At 34.0% G+C, this 16114-nt stretch carries 17 protein-coding genes and 1 pseudogene; 10 read left to right on the forward strand and 8 right to left on the reverse strand.

The window, feature by feature from the left end:
- The first annotated feature begins 456 nt into the window (after positions 1 to 456).
- From IGK27_RS05605 to IGK27_RS05630, 6 genes and pseudogenes are all read left to right on the forward strand, one after another.
- Positions 457 to 1454, forward strand: a pseudogene (locus IGK27_RS05605) (ThiF family adenylyltransferase).
- Positions 1418 to 2290, forward strand: a complete 873-nt coding sequence (locus IGK27_RS05610; protein WP_010777592.1) for a hypothetical protein — start codon at positions 1418 to 1420, stop codon at positions 2288 to 2290. Before IGK27_RS05605 ends, IGK27_RS05610 begins: the two are co-directional and overlap by 37 nt.
- 22 nt (positions 2291 to 2312) lie before the next feature.
- A complete protein-coding gene (locus tag IGK27_RS05615; RefSeq protein ID WP_002419797.1) occupies positions 2313 to 3257 on the forward strand; it encodes an ABC transporter ATP-binding protein in 945 nt (314 codons plus the stop codon).
- The gene (locus tag IGK27_RS05620) at positions 3235 to 3993 is read left to right on the forward strand and encodes an ABC transporter permease (RefSeq protein WP_002382254.1); all 759 of its coding nucleotides are present in this window, start codon (positions 3235 to 3237) and stop codon (positions 3991 to 3993) included. The genes IGK27_RS05615 and IGK27_RS05620 overlap by 23 nt, the downstream gene beginning before the upstream one ends.
- A gap of 8 nt (positions 3994 to 4001) precedes the next feature.
- A complete protein-coding gene (locus IGK27_RS05625; protein WP_002378341.1) occupies positions 4002 to 4715 on the forward strand; it encodes an ATP-binding cassette domain-containing protein in 714 nt (237 codons plus the stop codon).
- On the forward strand, positions 4687 to 5421 hold the full coding sequence (locus tag IGK27_RS05630) for a hypothetical protein (RefSeq protein WP_002382255.1): 735 nt from the start codon (positions 4687 to 4689) through the stop codon (positions 5419 to 5421). The genes IGK27_RS05625 and IGK27_RS05630 overlap by 29 nt, the downstream gene beginning before the upstream one ends.
- 21 nt (positions 5422 to 5442) lie before the next feature.
- On the opposite strand, the gene IGK27_RS05635 is transcribed toward IGK27_RS05630, so the two are convergent.
- Positions 5443 to 6057 carry a sensor histidine kinase gene (locus tag IGK27_RS05635; protein ID WP_002382257.1) on the reverse strand — a complete coding sequence of 205 codons (615 nt, stop codon included), beginning with the start codon at positions 6055 to 6057 and terminating at the stop codon, positions 5443 to 5445.
- Between the two features lie 92 nt (positions 6058 to 6149).
- On the opposite strand from IGK27_RS05635, the gene IGK27_RS05640 reads away from it, so the two are divergent.
- Positions 6150 to 6389, forward strand: a complete 240-nt coding sequence (locus IGK27_RS05640) for a hypothetical protein (RefSeq protein ID WP_154018154.1) — start codon at positions 6150 to 6152, stop codon at positions 6387 to 6389.
- A gap of 361 nt (positions 6390 to 6750) precedes the next feature.
- Here the strand turns inward: IGK27_RS05640 and IGK27_RS05645 are convergent, their stop codons facing one another.
- A complete protein-coding gene (locus IGK27_RS05645) occupies positions 6751 to 6996 on the reverse strand; it encodes a LytTR family DNA-binding domain-containing protein (RefSeq protein ID WP_002397235.1) in 246 nt (81 codons plus the stop codon).
- Positions 6993 to 7454, reverse strand: coding sequence for a LytR/AlgR family response regulator transcription factor (locus IGK27_RS05650; protein ID WP_002397236.1), 462 nt, complete (start codon positions 7452 to 7454; stop codon positions 6993 to 6995). Before IGK27_RS05650 ends, IGK27_RS05645 begins: the two co-directional genes overlap by 4 nt.
- A 576-nt stretch (positions 7455 to 8030) precedes the next feature.
- Here IGK27_RS05650 and IGK27_RS05655 point away from each other — a divergent pair.
- On the forward strand, positions 8031 to 8462 hold the full coding sequence (locus IGK27_RS05655; RefSeq protein ID WP_033626441.1) for a cupin domain-containing protein: 432 nt from the start codon (positions 8031 to 8033) through the stop codon (positions 8460 to 8462).
- A gap of 168 nt (positions 8463 to 8630) precedes the next feature.
- Entirely contained in the window at positions 8631 to 9545 is a 915-nt protein-coding gene (trxB, locus tag IGK27_RS05660) for a thioredoxin-disulfide reductase (RefSeq protein ID WP_002357780.1), read from the forward strand.
- A 42-nt stretch (positions 9546 to 9587) separates the two neighbouring features.
- Here trxB and IGK27_RS05665 read toward each other — a convergent pair whose 3' ends face one another.
- The 3 genes from IGK27_RS05665 to IGK27_RS05675 form a co-directional block, all read right to left on the reverse strand.
- A complete protein-coding gene (locus IGK27_RS05665) occupies positions 9588 to 10049 on the reverse strand; it encodes a hypothetical protein (RefSeq protein WP_002355960.1) in 462 nt (153 codons plus the stop codon).
- 196 nt (positions 10050 to 10245) lie between these two features.
- Positions 10246 to 10746: a plasmid sex pheromone cAM373 precursor gene (gene camE / locus IGK27_RS05670; RefSeq protein ID WP_002364291.1), complete on the reverse strand. Its 501-nt coding sequence runs from the start codon at positions 10744 to 10746 to the stop codon at positions 10246 to 10248.
- A gap of 118 nt (positions 10747 to 10864) precedes the next feature.
- Positions 10865 to 13204, reverse strand: a complete 2340-nt coding sequence (locus IGK27_RS05675) for an ATP-binding cassette domain-containing protein (RefSeq protein ID WP_002371231.1) — start codon at positions 13202 to 13204, stop codon at positions 10865 to 10867.
- A gap of 124 nt (positions 13205 to 13328) precedes the next feature.
- On the opposite strand from IGK27_RS05675, the gene IGK27_RS05680 reads away from it, so the two are divergent.
- A complete protein-coding gene (locus IGK27_RS05680) occupies positions 13329 to 13838 on the forward strand; it encodes a MarR family winged helix-turn-helix transcriptional regulator (protein WP_161634192.1) in 510 nt (169 codons plus the stop codon).
- Between the two features lie 37 nt (positions 13839 to 13875).
- Here IGK27_RS05680 and IGK27_RS05685 read toward each other — a convergent pair whose 3' ends face one another.
- Both IGK27_RS05685 and IGK27_RS05690 read right to left on the reverse strand, forming a co-directional pair.
- Positions 13876 to 14739: a sugar ABC transporter permease gene (locus IGK27_RS05685; protein WP_002360454.1), complete on the reverse strand. Its 864-nt coding sequence runs from the start codon at positions 14737 to 14739 to the stop codon at positions 13876 to 13878.
- A 3-nt stretch (positions 14740 to 14742) separates the two neighbouring features.
- Complete coding sequence (locus IGK27_RS05690) at positions 14743 to 16086, reverse strand: carbohydrate ABC transporter permease (protein ID WP_002357775.1); 1344 nt, start codon at positions 16084 to 16086, stop codon at positions 14743 to 14745.
- Positions 16087 to 16114: the final 28 nt, after the last annotated feature.

Raw genomic sequence — 16114 nt, forward strand, 5'->3', positions numbered from 1 at the left:
GTCCCGCTATAAATATTGTTAAAAAATAAACTTATAATAGCTGCTAGTTTATTTGCTTTTATTCTTTTTTTTGGCTGTAGTTCATTTTTGTCCATTTTTTACATTTCTTTTTTAAACTGTAACCTAATATAAGATATACCCGTTCAACGCTTTAATCAAACAGTTGCAAAATCAGCAGTTGTTTTGCAAATTGTTACATTGAAATTGTTAGTTATTACCAATCAATAATACTTATGATTGTCAAAGTTATTATATAGATATACTGAAAGAGAAATTTATTTTCTTTTTCAATAAAAAGTTTAGCGGAAGGAGTGATGCGGAATGAAAAAAATTAACGTACGTAAAGCCGATACAGTTGATGCAACAGCATGGTGGATTATTATCTAATTTGATAACCAAATAACGGTTAGACGAGATAGAAATATCTCGTCATTTTTTTAATAAGGAGTGAAAAAAATGAAGTATAAATATCCCAGAATAAAACCAATCTATCCATTATATCAATTAAATAAAGAGAGATTTAGAGTTGGGCCCAATTAGGAATCACTATTGAATTTGATGATGATGAAGGTCTAATCGAGGAGACGTTTCCTGGTAGAATGATTGAAGATAGATACTTAGCTAATGTGAATTACTTTAGTAGGTACTGTAAAGCTGATGATGATAGATTTGAAATACAGGAAAAGATAAATAACTTGAAAATACTATTATTAGGTCTTGGTGGAGGAGGATCAAATATTCTAACTTTACTAGCGGGTCTTGGCCCCAAGATGATCAGAATGGTGGACTATGACCGAGTTGAAGCAAGTAATTTAGGTCGTCAATTACTATATAGAGAAGCAGATATTGGTGAGAAGAAAACTGTAGTTGCTAAAAGATCCATTAATGAAATGAACTCAAATATTAACGTTGAAACTGTAGATAAAAAAATAATAGATGTGAATGATGTTGTTGAATTGACAGAAGGAATAGATATCATTGTTTGCGCTATTGATGAACCCCCTTTCCTTATACATAGAATTGTGAATGAAGCTATTGTAAAAGTTGGTTTGCCGTGCGTGTTTGGTGCCTCACAGGTTAGCCGAGGAAGAGTATACACTGTAATACCCCAGAAAACAGGATGCTTTGATTGCATGAATTTGAACTTCAGTAAAAATGACCCTAAATTTGTTGAACAATTTGTAGGTTTTAGAAATATTCAATTTGCTCCCCCATCCATAGCTTATGGTCCTGGTATCTTTCAATTAACAGCATCAATTGTAGATGAGTTAATAAGAGTGGTAACAAGATATGCTGAGCCAAAAAGTTTGGGAACGCAATATGAAATTAACTATGAGGACGGAAACTCGTTCACGCATAAAACTTGGCCAAGGTTTGAGAGTGAATGTCCAACTTGTGGTAAAGGAGATGTCTCCCAATGGGAAATATTTCAATATTATCAAGAGAAGAAATAGGCCGAGACTATACCGAAGCTCGTACGTTAAAACGTAAGCTAAACAATGGCGATTGGGTTTATGTATCAGAAGAAAATCAACTATTAGTGTTGAGTGATGAAGTGGCGAGACAAATTAATTCATCCGAACTAATCGAAGAAGAGGTACTTAATGAATTAGTTGAAAATAAAATTATGATAAAAAAAGCCGATCAGAGAGATGATTATAAGCCGCTATTTGTCGAGCCTAAGAATATCTTATTTAAAAGCTCCTCTTTCCTGATTGATGTTAACGGTATTGTTGCGTTTACGATTAGCATATTTTTATTCGTAATCAAGGGGTCTCCTTTTGGAAGTGCAGTAAATGTTTTGTTTACAAATCCTTTAAAATTTCTTCTAATTGCTATTCTTGTCTCAATCGTATCTACAACTTTTCATGAATTTATGCACATTATATTTTCAAGGAATTCAAGGAAAATCAATTTAAACATAGTTAAAGCCGTTGCTACGATACCTATGACTCATGTATGGACGTGGAGTAGGTTTGGTAGAATCACGGCGATCACCTCTGGAATGTCGTCGGATGCAATATTCTTGTTATTTTTTTTGATTATGAATAATAAAAGTGTTGGAGTTAATTCTATTGCGGCATCAATACTTATAACAAGGATATTGTGGCAATTTATCATTATACAAAAAACAGATATTAACATTTTGATTTCTTTTGTGGTTGATAATCCTTTCTACTTTGAAGAGGTCGCAATTATGAAATTAATCATTATTAAAGTAATAAGCATAAGTGTGCTAGCAATGATAATTTGGTTATGGTTCCAACCTGTTATCAACCAATTTAATTAAGTCTAAATATAGGAGGTTTGCTTTGAATCAACAGTTAGAATTACATTCGCTAAGTAAAAAGTACAAGAAATCAGAGAGCTATGCAAATGATAATATAAATTTGCGCTTTAATAAAGGTGAAATAACTGCCATAGCTGGACATAACGGCGCTGGTAAAACAACAATGTTGAATCAGATTATAGGTATAACGAAATCAACAAAGGGCTCTATAACATTTAATGGTCTATCATTTGCGAGAGATAGTAAAATTGCAAGAGAATATGTCTCTATGATGCCTCAACTACATGCTCCCTTGGCAGGTATAACGATGGCTCAATCTGTCGAGTCAATAATAAGAATAAGAGGAGGCAGTCAGAAAATAGCTGAAGAAGAGTGTATTAAAATTTTAAAAGAATTAAAAATAGATGGATGGAAAGATATACCAGGACAGAAACTTTCAGGCGGACTTAGAAGGCTCACTTCATTTGCAATGGCCGTTGTATATCCTTCTCCAATAATAGTCCTTGACGAACCTACTAATGATGTGGATCCTATTAGACGGCAAAAAATATGGAGATATCTGAAAGAATTATCTAATAAGGGGCATATAATCATCGTGGTCACACACAATATTTTAGAAGTTGAAAAATATGCTGATAGATATATTTTAATGAATCATGGAAAGGTTCTTGAGGATAAGAACTTAAAAAAACAGTCTATAAAAATAAACGATCGAAATTATATGACTGTTAACTTTCTTAATCTAAGTGATTTGAAGAGTGTAATAGTACCGAGTGCAATTCAGACTAACATAAACGATGAGGAATTAATGATAGAAATGGAATTAGAGAACAGTCAAGTGTTAGAAGCAGTTGACTGGGTCATGAAATTAGTAATAGAAAGAAAAGTTCAAAATTATAAAGTTTCCCCAAAATCCTTAAATGAAACCTATGGAGAGTTAATAGATGAAAATGATAAAAAATTATAGAAGAAAATCAATGATTAAGGAATTATTTGCTTTAGTAGGGTGGAGTTTATTAAGACATAAATACTTATTGCCTGTTTTTACATTAACTCAAGTATTTCTATCATTAGCAATTGTCTACGGGTTAGCACTTCTAATACCAGATGTGAATAATCAGACAGCTATCTATCTGTCATCTGGAGCAACTACTCTTGGGATTATTGCGGTAGGGTGCGTTCTTGCTGCTCAAATAGTAAGTACAGCAAAACAGGAGGGCATTGTGGACTATCAAAGGACATTGCCAGTTTCTCGGTTGAACATATTAATTTCCGACTTTATAATTTGGGGAATGGCCTCACTACCTGGGGTGTTTATGTCATTTTTAGCGGCATATTTAAGATTCGATGTCCAAATTAGATTCTCAATGAAGGCCCTAGCTATTCTTAGTCTAATTCAATTATGTATGATCTCTATAGGTTTTGCTTTGGCATATTGGCTAACACCTAATGTAGTAGGATTAGCAACTCAGATAATTATGATAGGTGGACTTTTATTCTCGCCTATTACTTATCCAACAGATAGATTGCCTTCTGCTTTAGTGAACTTTTTTGAATTTTTACCATTTGTTCCATCGAGTAATTTGATAAGATCACTGTTTTATGAACAGAATACTGTTAATGTTTCTAATATTATTGTAGTTTGTTTTTGGTTCGTGTTAACTACATTACTTTCACTTATTTCATTGTCAAGAAGGGACTGAATTGCAAAATGCAAACAATAAATATAAATAATTTATATAAAAAAGTAAGTGATACATTCAATTTAAAGGTTGATCAATTAGATTTAGAAGTAGGGAAAATTTATGGATTAGTTGGTCCGAATGGTGCAGGTAAAACAACTTTGATGAAATGTCTATGTAGTTTGCTTAGACCTGATAGTGGAATACTTAAAATAGACAATCGGCAAGTAGAAATAGCAGACCCTAAAATATTATTGCAGGTGGGTACTAACTTTGTTAACTCAGATAGTTTAAATGGATTTATGCTTGAAGATATATACAATGACCATGCTTTTTATTACAAGTTAAAAAATTTGTTAATGATAGAGACTCTATTAATGGATGTTGGTCTAAATGTAAATAAAAAAAGAAAGTTTAATACAATGTCTTTAGGAATGAAACAAAGGTTTTTGCTAGGTCTTGCTACAGCTCACAACCCTTCATTAGTATTATTAGATGAGCCATTTAACGGTTTAGATCCTGATGGTGTAGAGTTATTTATTGAGAATGTTAAGACCTTGTCCGAAAATAGAGTGTTGATAATTAGTAGTCATATATTGAGAGATATGGAAACATTTCTTGATGACGTTATATTTATAGAGAAAGGCAATGTACAAGAACCAAAATCAATGGTTGAGATTCGAGAAGAGTATAGAGAGGGGTTGAAAGAGTATTATGATGAACAAAAGAGAAAACATGATTAGTGACTCAAAATTGAATGTTTATAGATATGAATTAGATAAAATTAAAAATGTTTGGTTTAAAGTTTTCTTAATTACACTGGTAATCCAAATGTTATTTTTTATGTTTTTCTCATTTGTGGGAATATTTGATGAAAGTGCTGATACGATCTCGTCATTTCAAGGAATTATAGCATTATCGAACACTGTTTCTATGTGCGGCATATCAATTTATGGAGCTGTATTACTAAGGAAAGAGCTTGTACGATTTTATGTTGGCAATCACCGGAATAGAACGTTTCTTTTTCCGATTGATCGAAAAGAGCTTCTCGTAAAAAAAACAAGTTCTTTTTACGTGATAATCTTATCTAGCTTTGGAAGTGCGCTTCTTATTTCATTTGTGACTGAGGTTTTGCTTAACTTAATTTTGAAGTTTCATAGTTCAAATTTATTTTTTGAAATTTACCTTGGTCTTATTACCATAGTTACAAGTTGTAGTCTACTATTCGTAATTTTGATATTGTCAGAAATAATTTCAATTTGGAAACAATCGGAAATTGCTTCAATAATAACGTCAGTGGTACTAATGCTAATATATTCGAATTTTTCTGCTATGGGTCTTATGAATTTTCCAACTATAACGTTCCTATTTTCAACGATTATGGGATTGATGCTTGTTTGGTTATTTTTGAAATTTTCTGATAAATTATGCGACATGGAAGTATACTAAAAAATGCGGTGATTTACTTGATTAGTTATCACCGCATTTGTTTCCTTTGTATACATTAAATATAACTATAGTTACAAAATATCTACGTTCTTTCGTCCAGTGACGTTGAATACCACCTAATTGTTGTAAGAGATCATCAATGTTTTTCATTCCTAAACCTTTATTTTTTCTATGTTTTCTTGTAAAAATTTCTTCAGAATTATAGTTATTAGATACTTCAATAAATAAATCATTATTGACTTGCTTGATAATTATATTGACATATCTGTCAATCGGCTTGATTCTCTTCGATGCTTGTATGGCGTTATCAATTATATTTCCAATTACAATAGTTAGAACGTCATTATTAATTTTTATATTTTTAGAGACAAATATCTGATGATCAACATTAATTTGATTCTTTCTTGCTTCAGCAAGCTTTTCATTCAATAGGTAGTTTAATACTCCATCGGCAGCATAAGTTTTTGTTGGTGGTTCTAAAATATCAAAACTACTCTTAATATAATCGATAGCTTCATTAACTTCTTCATTTTCGATAAGTCCGAGGATTGTTAAGTATTGATTCTTCAAATCATGTTTTAATTTTAAAACGTTAGTTCTGTTTCTCTTTATTTCATTTAAAATTCTATACTCCACTTCGATATTTTTTTCTCAAAGTAAGATTATATTGATTTTTTTGATATTCTATAGTGATTTTATAAAGAAAAATTACACAGATGTTTAAAAATATGACACTAATCGTAATAGTAATCTCAGAAATTTTGTCATTGTTGTTTCCTATTAAAAGCCCAAATAAAATGATTATTGATAGTATGGGAATAGGTAATAAAATCACAATAAATGATAAGTTTGTCGATAATTCAGACTTTGCTTCTTTAACTATTGAAAATTTAAGTATGACTATCCAGGCTACCCCAATCAAAGTTGTAATTGTTATTGAAGTTATGAAAAAAGTAGGGCTACCATAGGATGTTAATTCTGCATTTAAAATTATTTTCGTAAAGTGTAACGACAATACTTCACAGATTAAATTTATTGATATAAGTGTCATTGTCCATACGGCCGAGTCGAGATAAGGGACCGAGTGTAGCATAGCAATAGTGTAAGTTAAAATGAAACTTAGTAATAAGTTAAGATACGGTAAATAAATGTTCGGTATGTAAGCATTGGATAATATAATCGTAACCATGGCTGATATGATTATAACAATCCAGATGACATTATAAAATTCTCTATGATTTTTAATAGCTGTTGACCAATTAGAAAAAAAATAAGAGATAAGAAATAAATAAACTAACAAACTTAGGCTTCGTAATGTTATATCAAGCATTATATCTTTCCTCTCATGGACATAACTATACTTTTATGAGCGGCGGCTTTGAAGCGCCTACTTATTGGTATTTCAATACATTTTTCTTTAGAATCCATTAATAGGAAATTTTTTCCTAACTCTTTTATATAAGCGCAATTTATTATGAAAGAAGAGTGGACTTGCACAAAATTCGTATCAAGTTGTTCGTTTATCTGATTCGTTGACATATAGGGTTTGTAGATTTCTCCAACTGTATGAATCAATACTTGTCTTTTATCTTTTTCGAAATAAATGATATCTTTGGTTGGTATTTTATAAGTAACTTTGTTACTAGAAAATACAAAGTAATTTCTTTTTTTTCTAGCTGTTGTCTCAGTTTTTCCAAAACTTGGTGCAACCGATCTTCCGTAGGCGGTTTCAATAAATAATCAAAAGTTTGTACTTGGAAGACTTCTTCCATGTATTCTTTGTAACTCGTCAAAAAAACGATAGGTGATAAAATATCACGTTCTCGGATTTTTTTTGCCAAGTCTATTCCGCTCATTTCACTCATTTCTATATCTAAAATAAAAAAGTCAAAATTTTCTTGGTCAAGTTGATTGACTAACTTGAGAGGATTGTAGTAGGTATAGGTTTCAAATATATTTGGGTTATAATTAAATAGCATCGTGTTTATTTTTTCGGTTAACGTTGGATTGTCATCACAAATAGCAACTTTCAACAATAAAACCTCCTTTTTTTCATTCTATATATATTATGAATTAAATTATCTTTAAAAACAATCATTTTTTGTTAGCACAACTGATAAACCGACATAAGTAATCTGGATAAAAATATCAAAAATTCAGGTTACTGACAAACATTTAATTAGCATCTAAAAAATAATCATGTAAATTAAATGAGCAACGAAAACATCTGTTAGGGTGCTATCAATTTTTTTAAAATCTACATATGATTAAAACTTGATGCTATAATGTTACTAGTAAGGTTAATGTATACCATAGCAGTATTTGAGAAAAGTAGAAGTGTTTCTGATGTTAGATATGTGGGCTGTGTGTTGACTGATTTTCCTTTGAAGTTGAATAATAAGTTCGTGAATAATCGGAAATACTATATTTTTTCTGGTGAACAGATGGATTAGTGAAGATTGATACTGAACAGTCAATTGTTTTAAAAAAAGTGATTTTCAAATGGTAATAAAAGTATATTTAAAGGAACTCGAATTTTCAGAAAGTAGCTTCAAACTTAGTTTGAAAGAATAGCTTTCGGCTATAAAAAAAGTTAAAAGGAGCCTGCCATGTTACAGAAATACATAGAAATTTTAACAAGAGACGAGGCCATCTTTCGTAAAAAGCCAGATGGAACAGAAGTAAATTATTTTCTATTTCCAGAGTTTGAAATACATATAAATAGCTTGCCAGGAAAAACTGTGCAAGGTTGGCATAAGCATCACAAAATCGAGGAAGTTTTACTTGTGCAGTCGGGAAAAGTGAAAATAGAAGAGCTAGAAAATCAGCAAATTGTTTCAAGAATTTGTGCAGAAGGAGAACTTATTCGGATGCATAATAGTCTTCATCGGATTAGTAATCCTGATACGTTATCTGTATCATTTACAGTATTTCGTTTTGTTCCACAAGGGCAAAATCAACAAGAATGCATAAAAAATGATAAAGAAGAATTCTCTGATGCGGCAGTACAACGGCTTCTAAAAATCAATGATTCGTTGTGATCGTTATTTTTAAACTTTTCTTTTCCCCCTCCTAGAAAACACAAAACCGTGGTACAATAACTTACGTAATAGACACACCTACTCCGAATGTCAAAAAAGGGCAGAAAAGTAGACAAGAAATTGTTTAAGGAGTAAAGTAAACTTACTTAAAATTTTGGGGGAAATAAAATGTATGATGTAATTATCATTGGTGCCGGTCCTGCTGGGATGACGGCAGCACTTTATGCATCACGGTCTAATCTTTCTGTATTGATGATTGAACGCGGTGCGCCTGGTGGGCAAATGAACAACACTGCTGAGGTAGAGAATTACCCAGGCTTTGATTCTATTATGGGTCCAGAATTGGCCTATAAAATGTATGAAAATGTAGAAAAATTTGGTACGGAAAATGCGTATGGTATTGTGATGGGCATTGAAGACCACGGATCCTATAAAGAAGTGATTTGTGATGACAAATCTTATGAAGCTAAAGCGGTAATTATTGCAACAGGCTGTGAACACCGAAAATTGGGTGTAAAAGGCGAAGAAGAATTTGCTGGCCGTGGTGTTTCTTATTGTGCCGTTTGTGATGGTGCTTTCTTTAAAAATAAACGCTTAGTAGTCGTTGGCGGCGGCGATTCTGCAGTTGAAGAAGCAATCTATTTAACGCAATTTGCTTCTGAAGTAGTGATTGTTCACCGTCGTGATGAATTGCGTGCGCAAAAAATCATTCAAGATCGTGCCTTTGCAAATGAAAAGATTTCCTTTGTTTGGGATACAGTTGTCGAAGAAATTGTTGGCAATGAAATGGTCGTGACAGGTGTGAAAGCACGGAATGTCAAAACAGATGAAGTTTCTGAAATTGAAGCAAACGGCGTGTTCATTTACGTGGGGCTAGATCCATTAACAGAACCATTTAAAAAAGCTGGTATTACGAATGAGGCTGGTTGGATTGAAACAGACCAAGAAATGAGAACAAAAATTCCTGGTGTTTATGCCATTGGTGATGTCCGTGAAAAAACATTGCGTCAAATCACGACAGCGGTCGGTGAAGGCGGTATTGCTGGACAACAAGTATTTAACTATATTGAAGAATTAAAATAAAAAAATGCTTTTGCCTTTAATAATAAGGGCAAAAGCATTTTTTTAATAGGTTCCTTTAATGACAAAATAAGAGCCGCGAATGGTTCCAGCTAATTTTGATTTTTGACGAGCAAATTTGAATTTTCCTTCAAATTCTGCAGGGATTGCCATACCATCTGAAAGTTTAAACCCAACGGCGCGTTTGCCTTCCTCAGCTAATGTGTACATCACGTTAACTGCTAAGCCGTTTTCATAAAATACATAGGCCATTTTTATGCCATCTAAAGTGAAAGAAGAAATTTCAAGTGGCTTGTACGGGAAATGTAATTCTCGTTCTAATAAAATTTTTTCAATCCAGGCCAATGTTTCTGGAGCTTCAGAGGCAGGGACGGTCGTAAAGCGATGTTTGTATTTATTCCAAAAATAGCGAGCTTCATTCGCTCTTAGTCCAGCAAGGGCAGGTGCCACTGGTGAACTTTCTAAACCAATAGTGGCTACTTCTTTAAAATCAACTGTATAAACCATGAATTGATACTCCCATCTTTTCTTTTAAACTAAGTATAACGGTAGCAGGGGTAACGAACAATTATTATTACTTAAAAGAATGAAATTGGGACAGAACGATCGGCTTCGGAAAATGTTAAGGTTTCCGAATGCGTAGGTTCTGTCCCAAAGAGTATTTTAAGATTTGGTTATTTCGTGATAAGTTATACGCTTGTGCTTATTCGTTGGCATCTAAGGTAACTTTTTCATCTGCCGTAGTTGTTTTAACATCTACTGTATAAACAAGTTTATTGTTATTTTTGGTTAACTTCCAAGTCAAAATACGTGGAGAAAGTCCTCCAACTTCTTTTTTTGCTTTGGCTAAAACGTCGTTAACAGCGCCTAATTCTTTGACTTCAGCAGCTGAAAAGGCTGTCTCGTTTTCTCCAAGTTGATTTGCTTCAGTATTTTTGGTGACTTTTCCTGTTTCAGGATTCACGTAAAGTGTTTCTGTATCGTTAGTAAAGATATAGCTGTAGTCACTTGCTGGTTCTGTATCAAATTGGACATTTACTAATGGTTTGCTGTTGCCAGCTTCTTTTTCATAGATTTCAGCAGCTTGCTGCAAACTAACTTTGTACTTAGTATCTGTGACAGCATCTTTTCCTATGCCACAACTAGCTAAAATAAAAATAGCTCCTAAAAGTGAAAAAAATAGTAAAAATGGTTTTTTTAACATGAAATTACCTCGTTTCTTTTTATTAAACATTCACAATCATTTAGTATACGGTGGTTTTATAAAAATTACAAACAAAAAATAATCCTTTAAGAGAAATTAAAGGATTATTTTTTGTTATTTATTCTGCACGTAAAGCAACTGCCGCATCTTTTTTCGCTGCCATTCGGGCAGGAATATGGCCACCAATCATGGTTAAGATTGTGCTAATTACAATCAAAATAATCCCGTGAATTGGATTTAAGGTGGCAACATTTTCTAAATCAGTCAGGTTATAGAGCACTGCATTGATCGGAAATGTTGCGAGAAAGGCAATCACAACACCAAGAATACCAGAGGCAACGCCTAAAATAGCAGTTTCGGCATCGAACACCCGGGTAATATCTTTTTTACGAGCTCCTAACGCTTTCAGGATACCGATTTCTTTGGTCCGCTCAATGACAGAAGTATAGGTGATAATCCCAATCATAATCATACTTGTAACAAGGGAAATCCCAGCAAATGCAATCAGCACATAAGTGATGGCATCCATTAAACCACCTGTTAAGCGGGTCATTGTTCCAGCTAAATCAGAATAGATGATTTGGTCTTTTTTATCTTTTCCTTTGTTATAAGCATCTAAATAATCAAGAATTTTATCTTTTGATTTGAAGTCGTTTGGATAAATCATAATACTTGAAGGGATTTCATTCGCTCCTAAATAAGACAACAGGTTTTCTTTCGCGGAAGCATCTAATGTTTCGTTAGTCATAACGTTAGTGTTGCTGGCTTCTTGCGCTTTAACAATATCAGAGGTTTTGTTTTTGGCAATCATATTAGTTGAAAGTGCATCGCTATAAGCAATTCCAGGTGCTAATAGATTCATTGTTGAAGAATCTTTAATTCGCAAAATCCCTGAAATTGTTAATTCAGTATTTTCTGGGTTATCGTAAACAGCTTGCAAATCTTGGTTAGGAATGAAGTTGCCTGTCGGTAATTTGGTGTAAAATGCATTATTATTGGCTAACTTCATTTTTGTGCCGACAATGTCTGAAAAGGCAATCTTTTGATTATCTTTCGCGTCAAAGCCAAGATTTTTTAAAGCATTAATATTGGTGGTATTGTTACTATCAACGATTAAAACGACATCGGTTTCTTTTTCTGGATAATTTCCTTCAAGCAACGAGTAATTGTCTTTTAAGAAATTGTTTTTTCCATTTTCTAGTTGTTTAGGAAAAGCAGAAACGCCGACGCCAGTTTGGGCAGCCATCATAGAAGCCATCGCGTTTGATTGGCCGTCGGGTGCATCGTTTGAAAATTTGACAGCTTGTGCTTTCCCGTTGATTTCTCTTAATAAGTTCATATTGACTAGACGAGTATAGCCGATATTATTACTTAATTCAGGATCAATGTGATTGACATAGTCAATAAACTTTTGATCAATTAAATTCGTGTGTTGCGCACGGTCCGCATCGCTAATTTTAGCAGTCACTTCTTTTTCTTTCGGGAAGGTGCCTTTTTTGTCCTGATTATTGAAACTTTCTGGATCTTGATCTGTCGCTATTTTAGAAATGGTAATCGGAAATTGCGCTAACGTTTCCGACTGAGTTTTATCAATTTGTTTCTGGAATCCTGTTGAAAGAGAAAGGACAATCGCAATACTGATAATTCCGATACTTGAAGCAAAGGCGGTTAAAAAAGTTCGCCCTTTTTTAGTGCGGATATTATTAAAAGATAAACGCAGCGCAGTCGTGAATTTCATTTTGGTGCGTTTCAATTCGAAAGGTTCTTTTTTTTCATGTTCAATATGAGGACGCGAGTCATGACGAATTTGGCCATCTGAAAATTCAATAATTCGATCAGCGTATTCGTGAGCTAATTCAGGATTGTGGGTCACCATAATAACTAATTTTTCTTTCGAAAGTTCTTGGATAAGTGCCATAATTTGCAGACTGGTTTCTGAATCCAATGCACCAGTTGGTTCATCACAAAGTAAAATATCGGGATCATTAGCTAAAGCGCGAGCAATGGCAACCCGTTGCATTTGACCGCCAGATAATTGGGAAGGTTTTTTATGGATATGGTCCTTCAAACCGACACGGATGAGTGCATCTTCGGCTTTTTGGCGTCTTTCTGCTTTTGAAATACCACTCAGTGTCATACCAAGCTCGACATTATCCAAAATCCCTTGATGACTAATTAAGTTGTAACTTTGAAAAATAAAACCAATTGAGTTATTCCGATAAGCATCCCAGTCGGCTTCTTTAAAATTTTTTGTTGATTTGCCGTTAATGATTAAGTCACCAGAATCGTAATTGTCCAATCCGCCAATCACATTCAACATCGTCGTTTTACCAGAGCCGCTGGGACCCAGAATGGCTACAAATTCTTGTTTTCGAAAAGCGACAGAGACGCCATCTAAAGCTTTAGTGGTCGTTCCGCCGACAGTATAATATTTTTTTATCTCTTTGAGTTCTAGCATATTTTTCGCATCCTTCTTCCAATTTATCAACAACACAACCTTAAGTTAGTGTATAACGTAACATAATAGTTAACAAAAATCAATCATTACCATTTGATAATCAAGTGAATTTAGTATACACTAGGTGGGAAACGAGGGAGAACATATGGATAAAGAGAAGCATTCATCAAATTTAGATATTAGTGTCTTTACTGAAATTTTTTCATATATGAGCCAATTGCTTTTTAAAGACCTAGACTTGGAGGATCTAAAATTAACCAAGTTAGACATGTTAATTTTATTAATTGTGGCAACGAATGAAGGAATCAGTATGACAGAGTTAGCCAACCAAGTAGGAACGTCGAAAGTTCAAGTGAGTCGCTCTATTGCGAGGTTAGAAGAACGAGCGATTGTTCAACGTCGCCATAATCAGGAAAATCGTCGCGTGGTTAATGTTTATACGACAAAAGAAGGCGAGAAGCTCTTTAAGCAAAAAGAAAATCAAGTAAAACAGCAACTATCTGAAACGCTTAGTGTTCTTTCCTTAGAGGATTATCAAGAGGTCAATCAACACTTTTTGGCGGTCATGAAAATTTTGTCCAATTATCAAGCGCTACGAAGAAAAACGTGTAAGGAAAACAACGCCAAAAAATAAAAAACATCGTTTGGCTATAAACCAAACGATGTTTTTTCTAGCCTTTGACAGAGCCAGAAGTCACGCCTTCTACATAGAAACGTTGCATTAATATAAATAAAATAGTAATTGGAATGGCAATTAGCACACATCCAGCTGTAAAAGCCATGAATAGTGAATTGGCTGTTGATTTGGTCATCATCGAAAAGAGACCAATCGCAACGGTGTAATTTTCAACTTTATCACCCATAATAACTTTTGCGAAAATAAAATCCATCCAAGGGCCCATGAAGGCGGTTAAAGAAGTATAGACAATAATTGGTTTCGACAAGGGCAACGTAATTTTTGTGAAAATTTGCCACTTGTTGGCACCGTCAATCATAGCCGATTCGTCTAAAGCCATCGGAATGGTATCGAAGAAACCTTTGGCGATGTAAAAACCTAGCGCCGAGCCTGCAGAGTAAACCAGAATTAAAGCGAATAAACTTTCAGTTAAATTTAAGGCTTTTAAAATATAGTAAACGGCAATCATGCTCATAAAACCAGGGAACATATTTAAAACGAGCGCCACTTTTAAAAATGGTTTTCTTAAGCGGAAACGCAACCGGGACAGCGCATAAGCCATTGCGATTGTAATGAAAGTTGATAACAGACAGCTTGCGATGGAAACGAACAAGGTGTTCAAAAACCAACGGACAAAGGGGAAGTTGCCAGTCTGATTTGTTAATAATACTTTATAGTTTTCTAAAGTGAATGTTTTGGGAATGATATAGGGAACAAATGCACCGCCTTCGCCACGAAAACTTGTTAAGATAATCCACACAATAGGGAACATCCAAAAAACTGCTAAAATGGTTAGAATGATGTAAACGCTGGTAAGTGCAGTGCGTTGTTTTTTCTGGTAACTTTTTGCTTTAGCCATAAGTTACGCCTCCTTAAATGAATTCGTCCGTGTATAGGCAATTAAACTGAAGACTGCGGAGAGAATGAAGATTAAAATACCAATCACAGAGGCTAAATTGTAATCCATTGTATCGACAGTCAATTTGTATAGCCAGGTAACTAAAAGGTCAGTTGAGCCTGCACCGTAGAAGTTAGAATTGGCTGGCCCACCGCCTGTTAATAGATAAATGACATTGAAGTTATTGATGTTGCCAATAAACTGTTGAATCAGCGCCGGGGTCATCACAAATAGAATTTGTGGAAATGTAATACTTTTAAAAATTTGCCATTTATTGGCACCGTCAATTCTAGCTGCTTCGATTTGATCTTCAGGAAGATTTTGGATAATCCCTGTAGAGATTAACATCGTAGCAGGAATACCAATCCACATATTGACAACAATAATGGTTAATTTTGCCCAATTCGGATCTGTTAAGAAGGGGATAGAAGAATCGATTAAGCCCCAGTTTAACAACAGAGCATTGATAGGTCCGGAACCATTTAAGAGGTTTCGCATAATTAAAAGTGAAACAAACGGAGGTACGGCCATCGTGATAACAAAAATAGTCCGCCAAAACGCTTTATATTTTAAGCCTTTTGTATTGATAAGCAAGGCTAAAATGATTCCAAAAAAGAAACAAGTTGCGGTTGCGAAAACAGCCCAAATCAAGGTCCAGCCAAGTACTGGAAAGAACGTTGAAGCCATATCGCCTGTGATTACATTACCTAGATTTGCCAATCCAACCCAAGTAAAAAGGTTTTTCGGTGGCAAATGGTTATGGTCGTAGTTGGTAAAGGCAATTGAAATCATATACAACAACGGCAAGATGGTAAAGAAAAGAACGCCTAGTAAGGGGATCGTCATTAAAGTTGCATGGAAACGTTCGTTTAACAAGCTACGTAAATCATCCATAGTTGTTGGAATTTTTTTGCCGGCTGTCTTTAATTCATATAGGTGACGGGCGCTTTTTAAATTGATTACATATAAAATGATTAGCGATAAACAGACTAAAATTGCTGCAATTCCGAATAATAATAAGAGCATTGAATTATCGCCTTCTTTTAGAACTTCAATCCCTAAAGAATCATCATATACTAATCCTTGCTGTTGGGTCCCTAGTGTTCCTAGCATCATTAATGCGTGGAAACCATTACGGATTAACCAATAGATAAAGCCAATTTCAGCTGTTAAAAAGATGATTCCCTTTAACCACTGCTTGTTGGCGAAGTTTGCAGCACCCATAACTAAAAAAGATAGTTTTGTAGCGAAGTCGCCTTTTTTAAAGACCTCTCGAAATGACGTCTGGGCTTTCTTTTTCTTGAACATCTTCGTTCACTCACTTTCTACTTAAATA

Source organism: Enterococcus sp. DIV0236 (genome assembly GCF_050558525.1).
GTDB classification, from domain to species: Bacteria; Bacillota; Bacilli; order Lactobacillales; family Enterococcaceae; genus Enterococcus; species Enterococcus faecalis.

Coding starts and splice junctions, on each gene's coding strand:
- IGK27_RS05610 (WP_010777592.1), top strand. CDS start 1,418: ATGGGAAATATTTCAATATTATCAAGAGAAGAAATAGGCCGAGACTAT.
- IGK27_RS05620 (WP_002382254.1), top strand. CDS start 3,235: ATGAAAATGATAAAAAATTATAGAAGAAAATCAATGATTAAGGAATTA.
- IGK27_RS05625 (WP_002378341.1), top strand. CDS start 4,002: ATGCAAACAATAAATATAAATAATTTATATAAAAAAGTAAGTGATACA.
- IGK27_RS05630 (WP_002382255.1), top strand. CDS start 4,687: ATGATGAACAAAAGAGAAAACATGATTAGTGACTCAAAATTGAATGTT.
- IGK27_RS05640 (WP_154018154.1), top strand. CDS start 6,150: ATGACACTAATCGTAATAGTAATCTCAGAAATTTTGTCATTGTTGTTT.
- IGK27_RS05655 (WP_033626441.1), top strand. CDS start 8,031: ATGTTACAGAAATACATAGAAATTTTAACAAGAGACGAGGCCATCTTT.
- trxB (WP_002357780.1), top strand. CDS start 8,631: ATGTATGATGTAATTATCATTGGTGCCGGTCCTGCTGGGATGACGGCA.
- IGK27_RS05665 (WP_002355960.1), bottom strand. CDS start 10,049: ATGGTTTATACAGTTGATTTTAAAGAAGTAGCCACTATTGGTTTAGAA.
- camE (WP_002364291.1), bottom strand. CDS start 10,746: ATGTTAAAAAAACCATTTTTACTATTTTTTTCACTTTTAGGAGCTATT.
- IGK27_RS05675 (WP_002371231.1), bottom strand. CDS start 13,204: ATGCTAGAACTCAAAGAGATAAAAAAATATTATACTGTCGGCGGAACG.
- IGK27_RS05685 (WP_002360454.1), bottom strand. CDS start 14,739: ATGGCTAAAGCAAAAAGTTACCAGAAAAAACAACGCACTGCACTTACC.
- IGK27_RS05690 (WP_002357775.1), bottom strand. CDS start 16,086: ATGTTCAAGAAAAAGAAAGCCCAGACGTCATTTCGAGAGGTCTTTAAA.